Raw genomic sequence first — 15,700 nt, 5'->3', positions numbered from 1 at the left:
CAGCCGGTGCCATGCACCGCGTCGCCTGATTCGCGGGTAAACCCGCTCCCACAGGGCCGCAAAGCGGCCCCCTGCGGTCTACCTGACTGACCCCAGGTTTGCTTCACTCATATCCAGCTCACCCAGCACCTGCCTCACCACTTCATCCCCCACCAGATGCTGGCGATGCAGTTCATACAGCTCCAGCCGCTGGGCCCGCAGCGCCCGCAGGCGCAAACGCCGCTCCAGCAAGTCCATCTGCTCAGCCAGGGCCTTGGCCTCGGCGCTGTCATTGTAGCTGTCCAGCTCATCGCGGTATTCCGCCATCAAGCGCGCCTTCAACTCGGTCGCCAGGGTCGCCTGCGCGGCATCCTGCGGCGCATTGCTGTCGATCACTTCCTCTGCCTCCAGCGCATGGATCGCCGCCTCGGCCGTCCGTCGCCAGGCCTCCTGCACTTCCTGGTGCAAGCGCTCGTCCGGGCTCTTGGTCACCCCGCGCAGCAACAGCGGCAGCGTGATACAAGCGCTGATCAATGACAACAGGATCACACCGGCCGCAATGAAGATCAGCAAGTCACGCTCCGGGAAGGCCTTGCCTGCTCCCATAAGCAACGGGATCGACATCACACCGGCCAGGGTAACCGCACCGCGCACACCACCCAGGGTCAGCAGCCAGCAGGAGCGCGCCGTGGGCATCAGCACCAGCGCCGGCTTGCCGCGCCAGCGGCGTACCACACCGATCGAGCGCCAGATGCTCTGGACCCAGATGAACCGCAGCAAGATCAGCGCCACAAAGATCGCCACCACGTCCAGGCAGCGCCAGGCCAGGGTCGGCCATACGGTGGGTTCATGGCTGACCACGGCCTTGATGATGTCCGGTAACTGCAGGCCCAGCAGCAGGAAGATCAGGCCGTTGAAAGCGAACTCCAGCAGCGACCACACACTGCGGTTGAGCAGGCGCGTGCTGGTCTGCCGTGGCAGCAGGTCGAGCCAGCTCTGCATCATGCCAGCCGCTACCGCCGAAAGGATGCCCGACACGCCCAGGCGCTCGGCCAGCACGTAGGCAGCGAACGGCAGCAGCAACATGAACACCACGTGGGTGGCCGGGTCGTCCCAGCCGCGGGCGATCATCCAGGCACGCAGGCGGCCGATCAGCCAGCTCAGGGCCACGCCCACCGCCAGGCCACCCAGGGCGACCAGTACGAAGCTGAAGCTTGCGTCGGTCAGCGAAAACACCCCGGTGATCGCCGCCGCCAGGGCGAACTTGAAGGTCACCAGGCCCGAGGCATCGTTCATCAGGGCCTCGCCCTGGAGCATGTGCATCAGCGGGGTGGGCAGGCGGTCCTGGGTAATGGCCGAAACCGCCACGGCGTCGGTTGGCGACAACACTGCGGCCAAGGCGAAGGCCACGGGCAGCGGGATGCTCGGCAGCAGCCAGTGAATGAAGTAACCGGCCCCGACCACGGTAAACAGCACCAGCCCCACGGCCAGCGCCACCACCGGCCCACGAATGCGCCACAACTCGCGCTTGGGAATGCGCCAGCCGTCGGCGAACAGCAACGGCGGCAGGAACAGGAACAGGAACAGCTCGGGGTCCAGTGCCACATGCAAGCCCAGCGTCGGCCAAGCGAGCAAGGCACCGGCGGCGATCTGTACCAGCGGCAAGGGCAGCGGAATCATGCGGCCGACCAGCTTCGACACGCTGACCAGCGTCAGCAGGATGAGGACGGTGTAGGCGGACTGCATCCGGGAAAGCTTCCTTTGTGAACCAGAAACGACAACAGGGCGAAACATCGCCATTGAAACAATATGTTAGCGGCGGTGGGCGATTCGGGGCCGCTGCACGATAGTCGCAGGTGGCGGATGAATATGTAACATGATGATACTTCGGTTTGTCGGTGGCGCAGGTTCGACCCCTTATCGCCCAGCAGATGCATGCCTTGAGCCTTGCAGTGTGTCGGAGACCGAGCGCCGCGCGGGCGGCGCTCGGTCTCCGACACACTGCAAGACCCAAGACATGCACACCCGTGGCGCTCACAGGATCGTTCCCGCATAATCCCGCGACTGAAATCGGAAAACGGAGAGATTGGGGCAGCCTGTGACCCCAATGCACACAATGACCTACACGCTCTACGGCATTAAAGCCTGTGACACCATGAAAAAGGCAAGTACCTGGCTCGAAGACCAGGCCATCGCCTACGAATTCCACGATTACAAGGCCCAAGGCATCGACCGTGACAGCCTGAACCGCTGGTGCGAGGAACACGGCTGGGAAGTCATCCTCAACCGTGCCGGCACCACCTTCCGCAAGCTGGACGACGCCAGCAAGGCCGACCTCGACCAAGCCAAGGCCGTCGAGCTGATGCTGGCCCAGCCGTCGATGATCAAGCGCCCGGTGCTCGACCTTGGCGCGCGCACCCTGGTCGGCTTCAAGCCCGACCTGTACGCCGCTGCCCTGGCCTGAGCCCCTACCCTATTTCGCACGAGGTAATCACATGTCCAATACCCTGTTCAGCCTGGCCTTCGGTGTCGGCTCCCAGAACCGCCAGGGCGCCTGGCTGGAAGTGTTCTACGCACAACCGCTGCTCAACCCGAGCGCCGAACTGGTCGCTGCAGTAGCCCCTGTTCTCGGATACCAAGGTGGCAACCAGGCCATCGCCTTCAGCAACGCCCAGGCCGCGCAACTGGCCGAAGCCGTGAAAGGTGTGAATGCCACCCAAGCCGCCCTGCTGACCCGCCTGGCCGAAAGCCACAAGCCGCTGGTCGCCACCCTGCTGGCCGAAGACGCCGCGCTGACCTCGACCCCAGAGGCCTACCTCAAGCTGCACCTGCTGTCGCACCGCCTGGTCAAGCCGCACGGCGTGAGCCTGGCTGGCATCTTCCCGCTGCTGCCTAACGTGGCCTGGACCAACCAGGGCGCGGTCGATCTGGCCGAACTCGCCGAACTGCAACTGGAAGCGCGCCTGAAGGGCGAGCTGCTGGAAGTGTTCTCGGTGGACAAGTTCCCGAAAATGACCGACTACGTGGTCCCGGCCGGCGTGCGTATCGCCGACACCGCCCGCGTGCGCCTGGGCGCCTACATCGGCGAAGGCACCACCATCATGCACGAAGGCTTCGTCAACTTTAACGCTGGCACCGAAGGCCCGGGCATGATCGAAGGCCGCGTTTCCGCTGGCGTATTCGTCGGCAAGGGCTCGGACCTGGGCGGCGGCTGCTCGACCATGGGCACCCTGTCCGGTGGCGGCAACATCGTCATCAAGGTTGGCGAAGGCTGCCTGATCGGCGCCAACGCCGGTATCGGCATTCCGCTGGGCGACCGCAACACTGTCGAAGCCGGCCTGTACATCACCGCCGGTACCAAGGTGAACCTACTGGACGAGAACAACCAGCTGGTCAAAGTGGTCAAGGCCCGCGACCTGGCCGGCCAGACCGACCTGCTGTTCCGCCGCAACTCGCTGAACGGCGCGGTGGAGTGCAAGACCCACAAGTCGGCCATCGAGCTGAACGAGGCGCTGCACGCGCACAACTGAGACCCCTTCAACCGCTGCCGGAGCGAGCTTGCTCGCGAACAGCGGATTCTCAGCGTTTGAAATGTTAAGATCGGGTCTGGCACCACGCCAGACCCGATTTTCATTCCAGGCCCCGCGACCATGTTTCAGCCCTCCCCCTGGCGTGCCGATTTTCCCGCCATCGCCGCCCTGCAACGGCAGCACCAGACCTACCTGGACAGCGCCGCCACCACCCAGAAGCCGCAAGCCCTGCTCGATGCCCTGAGCCATTACTACGGCCATGGCGCAGCCAACGTGCACCGTGCCCAGCACTTGCCCGGCGCACTGGCCACACAGGCCTTCGAAACCAGCCGCGACAAGGTTGCCGCCTGGCTCAATGCGCCAGACTCGCGGCAGATCATCTTCACCCACGGTGCCACTTCGGCGCTGAACCTGCTGGCCTATGGCCTGGAACACCGCTTCGAGGCCGGTGACGAAATTGCCGTCAGTGCCCTGGAGCACCATGCCAACCTGCTGCCCTGGCAACAGCTGGCGCGCCGGCGCAACCTGCGTCTGGTGGTGCTGCCGCTGGATGCCCATGGCCGCATCGACCTGGACCAGGCGCTGCAACTGATCGGCCCGCGCACCCGGGTGCTGGCGGTGAGCCAGCTGTCCAACGTGCTGGGCACCTGGCAACCGTTACCGGCACTGCTGGCCCATGCCCGTGCGCAAGGCGCGCTGACAGTGGTCGACGGTGCCCAGGGCGTGGTGCATGGCCGCCATGATGTGCAGCAGCTTGGCTGCGACTTCTATGTGTTCTCCAGTCACAAGCTGTACGGCCCGGAAGGCGTGGGCGTGCTGTACGGCCGCAGCCAGGCGCTGGAGCTGCTGCACCATTGGCAGTTCGGCGGCGAGATGGTGCAACTGGCCGAGTACCACAGCGCCAGCTTCCGCCCGGCGCCGCTGGGGTTCGAGGCTGGCACGCCACCGATCGCCGGGGTGATCGGCCTGGGTGCGACCCTGGACTACCTGGCCAGCCTCGATGCCCAGGCACTCGTAGCCCATGAAACCAGCCTGCACCAGCACTTGCTGCGCGGCCTGGCAGACCGCGATGGCGTGCGCATCCTGGGGACGCCACAGGCGGCCCTTGCCAGTTTCGTCATCGAAGGCGTGCACAACGCCGACATCGCCCACCTGCTGACCGAGCAAGGCATTGCCGTGCGTGCCGGGCACCACTGTGCGATGCCGCTGCTGAAGGGCTTGGGCCTGGAGGGCGCGATCCGCGTGTCATTGGGGCTGTATAACGACAGCGATGACTTGCAGCGTTTCTTCGAGGCGTTGGATCAAGGCCTGGAGCTGTTGCGATGACCTTGCCCGATCAGGCGCGCCAGGCGCTGGAAGCTTTCGAGCAGGGCAAGGGTTGGGAACAGCGTGCGCGGCTGCTGATGCAGTGGGGCGATCGGCTGGAACCGCTGGCTGATACTGAAAAGACCGAGGCCAACCGGGTGCATGGTTGCGAAAGCCTGGTATGGCTGGTGGCCGAGCAGGCCGAGGGTTTGTGGCGGTTCAAGGCCAGCAGCGATGCACGCCTGTTGCGCGGGCTGCTGGCGTTGTTGCTGGTGCGGGTGCAGGGGTTGGCCAGTGAAGAACTTGCCGGGCTCGATCTGCGTGAGTGGTTTACTCAGCTGGGCCTGGAGCGCCAGCTTTCGCCATCGCGCAGCAATGGGCTGCATGCGGTGTTGCAGCGGATGGCGGAGCTGGCGTCCAACCGTTGAATCGGTGCTGGCTTCTTCGCGGGCTCGCCCGCTCCCACAGGACCTTCACCTATCTTGAGAGAGATGCAGTACCTGTGGGAGATTCTATGGTTTTCAGCAAGCCAGTTTCGCGCCTTTAGTGACGTATTCGTCCTGATTTTTCATCAGGGCGAATGCCACCCGCGCGAGCTTTCTTGCCAGGATTACCAACGCTTGGGTTGTTGCTTTACCACTGCTCCGATGCTGTTCGTAAAGCCCTTTCCAGGCTGCCGATCTGCTGGCCGCCATCGCAGCGTTGTGCAATAAGCGACGAATTTCTGAACAACCTCGCTTGGTGAGGCGACGTCGCCCATTCTTCTGTCCGGAATCACTGACTCGTAAATCCATTCCTAGGAATGCAATGTACGAGTCACTGCTTTTGAACTCGCCCCTTGTAAAAGCCATCACCAATGCTGCGGCGGTGAGAAAACCAATGCCCTCTACTGCCTGGCAGCGAGCGACTTGTTCCTGCAGCCCAGCGTCTCGCAGTACTTCTTTAATCTTCTTTTGAATCAACTGATCCAGCCGATCTATCGACTTCACAAAAGTTTCGAAGGCGGCTTTCAAAAGGCTTTCGTTAGCCCAGCTCTGAGTCATTGCAGTACGAGCAGTCACCAAGGCGGCTCTGCGTCGCAAGAGGCTCTGAAGCTTGCCGTAGACAGCGGGAGGCGGGCTCCAAGGGCGAAGGTCCTCGCCTTCATTTTTTAAAAAACGGGACAGCAACCGAGCATCGGAGGGGTCGGTTTTAACCCGTCCCCCAACACTCTTCCGGTAGTTGCTCAATTGAAAACCATCGATGACATAGACCTCGAAGCCTAGGCTGTGGGCCAATTCAACCAGGTCCAAGTGATAGACGTTGGTCGCCTCAACAGCGATAGCGGTGTTGAGGGGTTGTTGCTTGAGCCACCTTCTGATCTCGAGTTTGGAGTTTTTGAGCCTGATGATCTCGTCGCGATCATCGTGGTGGATAACCAGCTCAGCTTTCGCGACATCCGCACCCACGATCAACTTACCTACCTGCATTGCCATGGGCCGCTCCTCACGTTATGGTTTTTCGGCTTGAAGGGGTTTCACCAAGAGGCGCTGGCTTGTTTCTATCGTCGCTTGCAAACGATGCATTCTTTATCGGCGCTTTGGTGGAAGGGGTGGGGCGATGTCTCCCACGGTCTGTACTGCTGTGAACAGTCAGAATCGGGCATTTAGTCCCACCACCCCTTCAAGTCTAACCATACAAGCGGGCAAGCCCGCGAAGAAGCCCACGCGGTCTATTCAGGCTTGACCCGCTCCGAAGGCCGCCGCGCCCCCGCTACCAGTTTTTCCACCGCCTTGCTCGCTGCCACCATGCCAAAGGTCGCGGTCACCATCATCACCGCGCCAAAGCCACCCGAGCAGTCCAGCCGCACGCCCTCGCCCACGAAGCTTTTCTGCAGGCAAACGCTGCCATCGCCCTTGGGGTAGCGCAGCTGTTCACTGGAGAACACGCATGGCACGCCATAGTTGCGGCTGACATTGCGCGAGAAGTTATAGTCGCGGCGCAGGGTGGAACGCACCCGCGAGGCCAGCGGGTCGTTGAAGGTCTTGTTCAGGTCGGCGATCTGGATCTGTGTCGGGTCGATCTGCCCACCGGCGCCCCCCGTGGTGACGATGGCGATCTTGCGCCGCCGGCACCAGGCAATCAGCGCCGCCTTGGCCATGACGCTGTCGATGCAGTCGATCACACAGTCGAGGTTCTCGGTGATGTACTCGACCATGGTGTCGCGGGTGACGAAGTCAGCGACAGCATGCACCGTACACCCCGGGTTGATCGCCCGCAGGCGCTCGGCCATGACCTCGACCTTGGGCCGCCCCACCTGCCCTTCCAAAGCATGGGCCTGGCGGTTGGTGTTGCTGACGCACACATCGTCAAGGTCGAACAGGGTGATCTCGCCCACGCCACTGCGTGCCAGCGCTTCCGCCGCCCACGAGCCTACTCCGCCAATGCCGACCACGGCCACATGGGCCTGGCCCAGACGGTGCAACCCCTGGTCGCCATACAGCCGGGCAACGCCGGCGAAGCGTGGATCTTCTGTGCTCATGTTCATACCCCAAAAAACCGGCGCGCATTATATGCCAGCGGGCCCATGGCCTGCATCGTTAGGAAAGAGACTACCAACCCTGCTTTAATGTCCTATCACTTCGACACATATGGACGACAATGTCTTCACGTAAATTCGGCCTGAACCTGGTCGTGGTCCTGGCCATCGCCGCGTTGTTCACCGGGTTCTGGGCACTGATCAACCGCCCGGTCTCCGCCCCCGCCTGGCCAGAGCAGATCTCTGGCTTCTCGTATTCACCGTTCCGCCTGGGCGAAAGCCCGCAGAAGGGCCAGTACCCCAGTGACGACGAGATGCGCCAGGACCTGGAACAGTTGAGCAAACTGACCGACAGCATCCGGATCTACACCGTGGAGGGCACCCAGGCGGATATCCCGCGCCTGGCCGAGGAATTCGGCCTGCGGGTGACGCTGGGCATCTGGATCAGCCCGGACCTGGAGCGCAACGAACGCGAAATCGCCACGGCCATCCAGCTGGCCAACACCTCGCGCAGCGTGGTGCGGGTGGTGGTGGGCAACGAGGCGCTGTTCCGCGAAGAAGTCACCCCGGAAAACCTGATCAAGTACCTGGACCGGGTACGCGCAGCGGTCAAGGTGCCGGTGACCACCAGTGAGCAATGGCACATCTGGAAGGAAAACCCGCAGCTGGCCAAGCACGTCGACCTGATTGCCGCGCACATCCTGCCGTACTGGGAGTTCGTGCCTATGAAGGATTCGGTCGAGTTCGTGCTCGACCGTGCCCGCGAGCTGAAGCACCAGTTCCCGCGCAAACCCCTGCTGCTGTCGGAAGTCGGCTGGCCGAGCAACGGCCGCATGCGCGGCGGCGCCGATGCCACCCAGGCTGACCAGGCCATCTACCTGCGTACCCTGGTCAACACCCTCAACCGCCGTGGTTACAATTACTTCGTCATCGAAGCCTACGACCAGCCGTGGAAGGCCAGCGACGAAGGCTCGGTGGGCGCCTACTGGGGCGTGTACAACGCCGAACGCCAGCAAAAATTCAACTTTGACGGCCCGGTGGTGGCAATACCGCAATGGCGCGCCCTGGCGGTGGCCTCGGTAGTGCTGGCGATGATCGCCTTGATGGTACTGTTCATCGACGGTTCGGCCCTGCGCCAGCGCGGCCGCACCTTCCTGACCTTCATCACCTTCCTGTGCGGGTCGGTGCTGGTATGGATCGCCTACGACTACAGCCAGCAATACAGCACCTGGTTCAGCCTGACCGTAGGCGTGCTGCTTGCCCTCGGCGCGCTGGGCGTGTTCATCGTGCTGCTGACCGAGGCCCACGAACTGGCCGAGGCAGTATGGATACACAAGCGCCGGCGCGAATTCCTGCCGGTGCAGGCCGATAGCGCCTACCGGCCCAAGGTATCGGTGCATGTGCCGTGCTACAACGAGCCGCCGGAGATGGTCAAACAAACCCTCGATGCCCTGGCCGCGCTGGACTACCCCGACTACGAAGTGCTGGTGATCGACAACAACACCAAGGACCCGGCCGTGTGGGAGCCGCTCAAGGCCCATTGCGAGAAGCTCGGCGAGCGCTTCAGGTTCTTCCACGTCGCGCCCCTGGCCGGTTTCAAGGGCGGCGCATTGAACTACCTGATCCCGCATACCGCCAAGGACGCCGAAGTGATCGCGGTGATCGACTCGGACTACTGCGTCGACCGCAACTGGCTCAAGCACATGGTGCCGCACTTCGCCGACCCGAAGATTGCCGTGGTGCAGTCGCCGCAGGACTACCGCGACCAGCACGAAAGCGCCTTCAAGAAGCTGTGTTACAGCGAGTACAAGGGCTTCTTCCACATCGGCATGGTCACCCGCAACGACCGTGACGCGATCATCCAGCACGGTACCATGACCATGACCCGCCGCAGCGTGCTGGAAGAGTTGGGCTGGGCCGAGTGGTGCATCTGCGAGGACGCCGAACTGGGCTTGCGGGTATTCGAAAAGGGCCTGTCGGCCGCCTATGCCCACAACAGCTACGGCAAGGGCCTGATGCCCGACACCTTCATCGACTTCAAGAAGCAACGCTTCCGCTGGGCCTACGGCGCCATCCAGATCATCAAGCACCACGCCAGCGCCCTGCTGCGCGGCAAGGGCAGCGAGCTGACCCGCGGCCAGCGCTACCACTTCCTGGCCGGCTGGCTGCCGTGGATCGCCGATGGCATGAACATCTTCTTCACCATCGGCGCGCTGCTGTGGTCGGCGGCGATGATCATCGTGCCGCACCGGGTCGACCCGCCGCTGATGATCTTTGCCATTCCGCCGCTGGCACTGTTCTTCTTCAAGGTCGGCAAGATCATCTTCCTCTACCGCCGCGCGGTAGGGGTGAACCTGAAAGATGCCTTTGCTGCGGCGCTGGCCGGGCTGGCACTGTCGCATACCATCGCCAAGGCGGTGCTGTACGGGTTCTTCACCAGCAGCATGCCGTTCTTCCGCACACCGAAGAACGCCGACAGCCACGGGCTGCTGGTGGCGATTTCCGAGGCGCGGGAAGAGCTGTTCATCATGTTGCTGCTGTGGGGCGCAGCGCTGGGCATCTACCTGGTACAGGGGCTGCCGAGCTCGGACATGCGCTTCTGGGTGGCGATGTTGCTGGTGCAATCGTTGCCTTATGTGGCGGCGCTGGTGATGGCGTTCCTATCTTCGCTGCCCAAGCCTGGGGAAAAGGCCGCCGAGGCGCAGCAGGCCTGAGATCCTGGGGCCGCTTTGCGCCCCTTTCGCGACACAAGGCCGTTCCCACAGGTATTGCACACGCCTGATGGGCTGTGGTGATCCTGTGGGAGCGGCCTTGTGTCGCGATAGGGCCGCAAAGCGGCCCCAATGGCCCATCGGTTTGATATAAGATAACGCCCTCAGATTTCCCCGCCTTGCCTTGCCCCGGAGTTCCCCATGACGGCCCCTGCCGAGCTCTCGCCTACCCTTCAACTGGCCTGCGACCTGATCCGCCGCCCCTCGGTCACCCCCGTCGACGCCGACTGCCAGGCGCAGATGATGAACCGCTTGGGCGCCGTAGGCTTCCAGCTCGAGCCGATGCGCATCGAGGACGTCGACAATTTCTGGGCCACCCACGGCAGCCAGGATGGCCCGGTGCTGTGCTTCGCCGGCCACACCGACGTGGTACCCACCGGCCCGGTGCAGCAATGGCAGCATGAGCCGTTCGAAGCGCTGATCGACGCCGACGGCATGCTCTGCGGTCGTGGCGCCGCCGACATGAAAGGCAGCCTGGCGTCCATGGTAATTGCCAGCGAGCGCTTCGTGCAGGACTACCCGGACCACCGCGGCAAGGTCGCGTTCCTGATTACCAGCGACGAGGAAGGCCCGGCCCACCATGGCACCAAGGCCGTGGTCGAGCGCCTGAAAGCACGCAACGAGCGCCTGGACTGGTGCATCGTCGGTGAACCCTCCAGCACCACCCTGCTGGGTGACGTGGTCAAGAATGGCCGCCGTGGCTCGCTGGGCGCCAAGCTGACCGTGCGCGGCAAGCAGGGCCATGTGGCCTACCCGCACCTGGCGCGCAACCCGATCCACCTGGCCGCTCCGGCCCTGGCGGAACTGGCGGCCGAGCACTGGGACGAAGGCAACGCGTTCTTCCCGCCGACCAGTTTCCAGATCTCCAACCTCAATTCCGGCACCGGCGCCACCAACGTGGTCCCCGGCGAGCTGACCGCCCTGTTCAACTTCCGTTTCTCTACCGAGTCCACCGTCGAAGGCCTGCAGGCGCGGGTGTCGGCGATCCTCGACAAGCATGAGCTGGACTGGTCGATCGACTGGGCGTTGTCGGGCCTGCCATTCCTTACCGAACCGGGCGAATTGCTGGACGCCGTCTCGGCCAGCATCAAGGGCGTCACCGGCCGCGACACCCAGCCGTCGACCAGCGGCGGTACCTCCGATGGGCGCTTCATCGCCACCATGGGCACCCAGGTGGTCGAGCTCGGCCCGGTCAACGCCACCATCCACCAGGTGGATGAGCGGATCCTGGCCAGCGATCTCGACCTGCTGACCGAAATCTATTACCAGACCCTGGTCCGGTTGCTCGCCTGATGCTCGCCTGCCCTCTTTGCCAGGCGCCACTGAGCCGGCTCGACAACGGTGTGGTGTGCCCGGACGGCCACCGCTTCGACCGGGCCCGCCAGGGTTACCTGAACCTGCTGCCGGTGCAGCACAAGAACAGCCGCGACCCGGGTGACAACCAGGCCATGGTCGAAGCCCGCCGCGATTTCCTCGACGCCGGCCACTACGCGCCGGTGGCGCGCCGCCTGGCCGAGCTGGCCGCCGAACGCCAGCCCGGAGCCTGGCTGGACATCGGCTGTGGCGAGGGTTACTACACCGCGCAGATCGCCCAGGCCCTGCCGGCCGCCGACGGCTACGCCCTGGACATCTCCCGTGAGGCGGTCAAGCGTGCTTGCCGCCGAGCGCCCGAGGTTACCTGGATGGTCGCCAGCATGGCCCGCGTGCCGCTGGCCGACGCCAGCTGCCAGTTCATCGCCAGCGTGTTCAGCCCGCTGGACTGGGCCGAGGCCAAGCGCCTGCTCAGTCCCGGCGGCGGCCTGATGCGGGTCGGCCCCACCAGCGGCCACCTGATGGAGCTGCGCGAAGTGCTCTACGATGAAGTACGCCCTTACGCCGACGACAAACACCTGGCCCTGGTCCCCGAAGGCATGGTCCACGCCCACAGCGAAACCCTGGAGTTCCGCCTGAGCCTGGCCGCGCCCAAGGCCCGCGCCGACCTGCTGGCCATGACCCCGCACGGCTGGCGCGCCAGTGCCGAAAAGCGTGCCCGGGTGATTGACCAGCCCGAGCCGTTCGAAGTCACGGTTTCAATGCGTTATGACTATTTCGTGCGCCAAGACTGAGCACACCCGGAGCCCTTATGCGCCAACCTGATATCGAGATCTACCTGAAGGACGCCGACGTCGACCACAAGCAGATTGCCGAGTGGCTCGCCCAGGCAATCGGCCCATGCAGCGAATGGAAGCAGAAAGGCCATACCTTCAAATGCCAGGCCGGTAACATTCCGGTCACCTGGTTACCCAAGGCTGTAGGGAAATGGAACAGCCTGTACCTGGAAAGCGACCAGACGCCGTGGGCCGATGACGTTGCCTGCGCCCGCGCCGCATTTGCCGCACTGGGCGTGGAAGTGCGCTGCGCGCCAGGTGGCTGGGTGGAGGAAGATGGGGAAGAAGATGCCGACCGCTGGGTCCGCATCAGCGCCGACGGTGAAGAGGAAATCACCTGGCGCACCTGAATGCACTGCATTCTTTGTGGGAGCCCGGCTTGCCGGCGATGCAGGCAACACGGTGCCTGGCACCGGCTTCGCCGGTGATCGCCGGCAAGCCAGCTCCCACAACAAGCCTTACCGCATGAGGCTCAGAGGCCTACCACGTCCTCGGCTTGCAGGCCTTTCTGGCCCTGCACGCAGGCGTATTCCACCCGCTGACCTTCGACCAGGGTACGATGCCCCTCACCGCGGATCGCCCGATAGTGGACGAATACATCCGCACCACCTTCGCGCTGAATGAAGCCATAACCCTTGGCATCGTTGAACCACTTTACATTCCCAGTCTCACGAGACGACATCTGAACTACTCCGGATTTTTATTGTGAAGATCGCCTTGCAGACACAGAGTCCCTCCCTGTGTCGACGCCGCTTGCGCAAATATCTTGCAAGTGGCAGGCCGAGTATATGACACAGAACAAAAAAATTTGATGAACGTCGCGCCGTTCGGCGATTTTTGCTGAACTTGCGCGGATACGGCAGACTAATTGGCTGGATACCCACCTGAAAACCACCCCCAGGGCACACACCCCATGACCCGTTCCCCCCTGCGCCGCCTGATCTTCGGCGCCCTGCGTCGCCTGTTGTACCTGTGGGTGCGCTCCGAGACCATCAACCAGTCTTCCCTCACCCTCAAGCTCGACCGCAGCCGGCCGGTATTCTATGCCTTGCCCTCGCCCGCGCTCACCGACCTGGTCGTGCTCGACCATGAATGCACCAAGGCGGGCCTGCCGCGCCCGGTGCTGCCGGTGGCGGTTGGCCCGCTGCAGGAGCCTGCGGCATTCTTCTACCTCACCCCGGACCCGGACTGGCTCGGCCGCCATGACAAGCGCGGTGCCCCACCCACCTTGGAGCGCCTGGTCGCCGCCATCAGTCAGCATGCCGAAGAGGATGCGCAGATCATTCCGGTCAGTGTGTTCTGGGGGCAGACCCCGGCAAGTGAATCCAGCCCGTGGAAGTTGCTGTTCGCCGACAGCTGGGCGGTTACCGGGCGCCTGCGCCGGCTGCTGACCGTACTGATCCTCGGGCGCAAGACCCGGGTGCAGTTCTCCGCGCCCATTCACCTTCGCGAACTGGTACAGCACAACAAGAGCCACGAACGCACCGTACGCATGGCCCAGCGCCTGATGCGCGTGCACTTTCGCAACCTGAAGACCGCAGTCATCGGCCCGGACATCTCGCACCGGCGCAACCTGGTCAAAGGCCTGATCCACGCGCCCCAGGTGCGCCAGGCCATCGTCGATGAGGCGCAGCGGGAAAACCTGCCGCTGGCCAAGGCCGAAGCCCAGGCCCTGCGCTATGGCAACGAGATTGCCTCGGACTACACCTACACCGCGATCCGCTTCCTCGAAGTGGTGCTGAGCTGGTTCTGGAACAAGATCTACGACGGCATCAAGGTCAACCACATCGAGCAGGTGCAAGGCATCGCACCCGGCCACGAAGTGATCTATGTGCCGTGCCACCGCAGCCACATCGACTACCTGCTGCTGTCGTACCTGCTGTTTCGCAACGGCCTGACGCCGCCGCACGTGGCCGCGGGCATCAACCTCAACATGCCGCTGGTGGGTAACCTGCTACGCCGTGGCGGCGCCTTCTTCATGCGCCGCACGTTCAAGGGCAACCCGCTGTACACCGCGGTGTTCAACGAGTACCTGCACACCCTGTACACCAAGGGCTTTCCGGTCGAGTACTTCGTCGAAGGCGGGCGCTCGCGCACCGGGCGCATGCTGCAGCCGCGCACCGGGATGCTGGCCATTACCCTGCGCAGCTTCCTGCGTTCATCGCGTACGCCAATCGTTTTCGTGCCGGTTTACATCGGCTACGAGCGCGTGCTCGAAGGCCGCACCTACCTGGGCGAGCTGCGCGGTGCCAGCAAGAAGAAAGAGTCGATCTTCGATATCTTCAAGGTGTTCGGCGCGCTCAGGCAGCGATTTGGCCAGGTGTACGTGAACTTTGGCGAGCCGATCCGCCTGGCCGGTTTCCTCGACCAGCAACAACCCGGCTGGCGTGAACAGGACCACGGCCCGCAGTACCGCCCGGCCTGGCTCAACGCCACCACCACCCGCCTGGGCGAAACCGTTGCCCGCCACCTCAACGAGGCGGCCGCTATCAACCCGGTCAACCTGGTGGCGCTGGCGCTGCTGTCCACCAGCCGCCTGGCCCTGGACGAGCGCGCCCTGACCCGCGTGCTCGACCTGTACCTGACCTTGCTGCGCCAGGTACCCTACTCGCCGCACACCACCCTGCCCGACGGCGACGGCCAGGCGCTGATCGAGCATGTGCGCGGGATGAACCTGGTGGCCGAGCAGAAGGACGCCCTGGGCCGCATCCTGTACCTGGATGAAGGCAACGCGGTACTGATGACCTATTACCGCAACAACGTGCTGCACATCTTCGCCCTGCCGGCGCTGCTGGCCAGCTTCTTCCTCAGCAGCTCGCGCATGAGCCGCGAACTGCTGGGCCAGTATGTACACGCGCTGTATCCCTACCTGCAGGCCGAACTGTTCCTGCGCTGGACGCCGGAACAACTGGATGCGGTGATCGACCAGTGGCTGGCCGCACTGGTTGAGCAAGGGCTGCTGCGCCAGGACAACGCCATCTACATTCGCCCGGCGCCCAGCTCGCGGCAGTTCGTGTTGCTGACCCTGCTCGCCCGCACTATCACCCAGACCCTGCAGCGTTTCTACATGGCCACCTCGCTGTTGCTCAACAGCGGGCAGAACAGCCTCAGCGCCGAAGAGCTGGAAGACCTGTGCGTGATGATGGCCCAGCGCCTGTCGATCCTGCACGGCCTGAACGCCCCGGAATTCTTCGACAAGACCCTGTTCCGCCACTTCATCCAGACCTTGGTCGAGCAAGGCGTGCTGCATGCTGACGCCCAAGGCAAGCTCGGTTATCGCAACAAGCTCGGCGAGCTGGCCGAAGGCGTGGCCAAGCGCGTGCTGTCCGCGGAGCTGCGCCTGTCGATCCGCCAGGTGGCATTGCACCGCGATGAGCCTGCGGAGGTTATACAGCGGTAGCTTTTCAGGCTGCTCTCAGCCCTTGGGAGGGATCAGGATCACGGTGCTAC

13 protein-coding genes are annotated in these 15,700 nt (G+C 63.7%); 9 read left to right on the top strand and 4 right to left on the bottom strand.

Annotated features, from left to right (window positions below; genetic code table 11):
* Positions 1-78: 78 nt before the first annotated feature.
* Complete coding sequence (locus KDB76_RS06515) at positions 79-1,725, bottom strand: Na+/H+ antiporter (protein ID WP_038408810.1); 1,647 nt, start codon at positions 1,723-1,725, stop codon at positions 79-81.
* 370 nt (positions 1,726-2,095) lie between these two features.
* On the opposite strand from KDB76_RS06515, the gene KDB76_RS06510 reads away from it, so the two are divergent.
* The 4 genes from KDB76_RS06510 (at position 2,096) to KDB76_RS06495 (ending at position 5,242) form a co-directional block, all read left to right on the top strand.
* Positions 2,096-2,443 (top strand): ArsC family reductase, encoded by a 348-nt coding sequence (locus tag KDB76_RS06510; RefSeq protein ID WP_038408808.1) that lies wholly within the window; start codon positions 2,096-2,098, stop codon positions 2,441-2,443.
* A 31-nt stretch (positions 2,444-2,474) separates the two neighbouring features.
* Positions 2,475-3,509 (top strand): 2,3,4,5-tetrahydropyridine-2,6-dicarboxylate N-succinyltransferase, encoded by a 1,035-nt coding sequence (dapD, locus tag KDB76_RS06505; RefSeq protein WP_038408806.1) that lies wholly within the window; start codon positions 2,475-2,477, stop codon positions 3,507-3,509.
* Positions 3,510-3,629: 120 nt separating this feature from the next.
* Positions 3,630-4,835: a cysteine desulfurase gene (locus tag KDB76_RS06500; protein WP_013971244.1), complete on the top strand. Its 1,206-nt coding sequence runs from the start codon at positions 3,630-3,632 to the stop codon at positions 4,833-4,835.
* Complete coding sequence (locus tag KDB76_RS06495) at positions 4,832-5,242, top strand: SufE family protein (protein WP_013971243.1); 411 nt, start codon at positions 4,832-4,834, stop codon at positions 5,240-5,242. Before KDB76_RS06500 ends, KDB76_RS06495 begins: the two co-directional genes overlap by 4 nt.
* A 93-nt stretch (positions 5,243-5,335) precedes the next feature.
* Here KDB76_RS06495 and KDB76_RS06490 read toward each other — a convergent pair whose 3' ends face one another.
* Positions 5,336-6,289, bottom strand: coding sequence for an IS110 family transposase (locus tag KDB76_RS06490; RefSeq protein WP_013970314.1), 954 nt, complete (start codon positions 6,287-6,289; stop codon positions 5,336-5,338).
* 236 nt (positions 6,290-6,525) lie between these two features.
* Positions 6,526-7,335, bottom strand: coding sequence for a tRNA cyclic N6-threonylcarbamoyladenosine(37) synthase TcdA (gene tcdA / locus KDB76_RS06485; RefSeq protein ID WP_161795758.1), 810 nt, complete (start codon positions 7,333-7,335; stop codon positions 6,526-6,528).
* 119 nt (positions 7,336-7,454) lie between these two features.
* Between tcdA and KDB76_RS06480 the strand changes: the two genes are divergently transcribed.
* The 4 genes from KDB76_RS06480 to KDB76_RS06465 all read left to right on the top strand — a co-directional run bounded on the left by KDB76_RS06480 (position 7,455) and on the right by KDB76_RS06465 (position 12,600).
* Positions 7,455-10,046 (top strand): glycosyltransferase, encoded by a 2,592-nt coding sequence (locus tag KDB76_RS06480; protein ID WP_013971241.1) that lies wholly within the window; start codon positions 7,455-7,457, stop codon positions 10,044-10,046.
* A 198-nt stretch (positions 10,047-10,244) separates the two neighbouring features.
* Positions 10,245-11,396: a succinyl-diaminopimelate desuccinylase gene (gene dapE, locus KDB76_RS06475; protein ID WP_013971240.1), complete on the top strand. Its 1,152-nt coding sequence runs from the start codon at positions 10,245-10,247 to the stop codon at positions 11,394-11,396.
* On the top strand, positions 11,396-12,208 hold the full coding sequence (locus KDB76_RS06470; protein WP_038408804.1) for a putative RNA methyltransferase: 813 nt from the start codon (positions 11,396-11,398) through the stop codon (positions 12,206-12,208). Before dapE ends, KDB76_RS06470 begins: the two co-directional genes overlap by 1 nt.
* A 17-nt stretch (positions 12,209-12,225) precedes the next feature.
* Positions 12,226-12,600, top strand: a complete 375-nt coding sequence (locus KDB76_RS06465; RefSeq protein ID WP_003257701.1) for a hypothetical protein — start codon at positions 12,226-12,228, stop codon at positions 12,598-12,600.
* A gap of 122 nt (positions 12,601-12,722) precedes the next feature.
* Here KDB76_RS06465 and KDB76_RS06460 read toward each other — a convergent pair whose 3' ends face one another.
* The gene (locus KDB76_RS06460; RefSeq protein WP_003252255.1) at positions 12,723-12,932 is read right to left on the bottom strand and encodes a cold-shock protein; all 210 of its coding nucleotides are present in this window, start codon (positions 12,930-12,932) and stop codon (positions 12,723-12,725) included.
* A gap of 231 nt (positions 12,933-13,163) precedes the next feature.
* Between KDB76_RS06460 and plsB the strand changes: the two genes are divergently transcribed.
* A complete protein-coding gene (plsB, locus tag KDB76_RS06455; RefSeq protein WP_038408802.1) occupies positions 13,164-15,650 on the top strand; it encodes a glycerol-3-phosphate 1-O-acyltransferase PlsB in 2,487 nt (828 codons plus the stop codon).
* Positions 15,651-15,700 lie beyond the last annotated feature (50 nt).

The sequence above is a fragment of the Pseudomonas sp. JS425 genome, from assembly GCF_018223845.1.
Classification (GTDB): Bacteria; Pseudomonadota; Gammaproteobacteria; order Pseudomonadales; family Pseudomonadaceae; genus Aquipseudomonas; species Aquipseudomonas asiatica.
The sequence above is the reverse complement of the archived record's forward strand: the minus strand, read 5'-3'. Positions and strand labels throughout refer to the sequence as shown.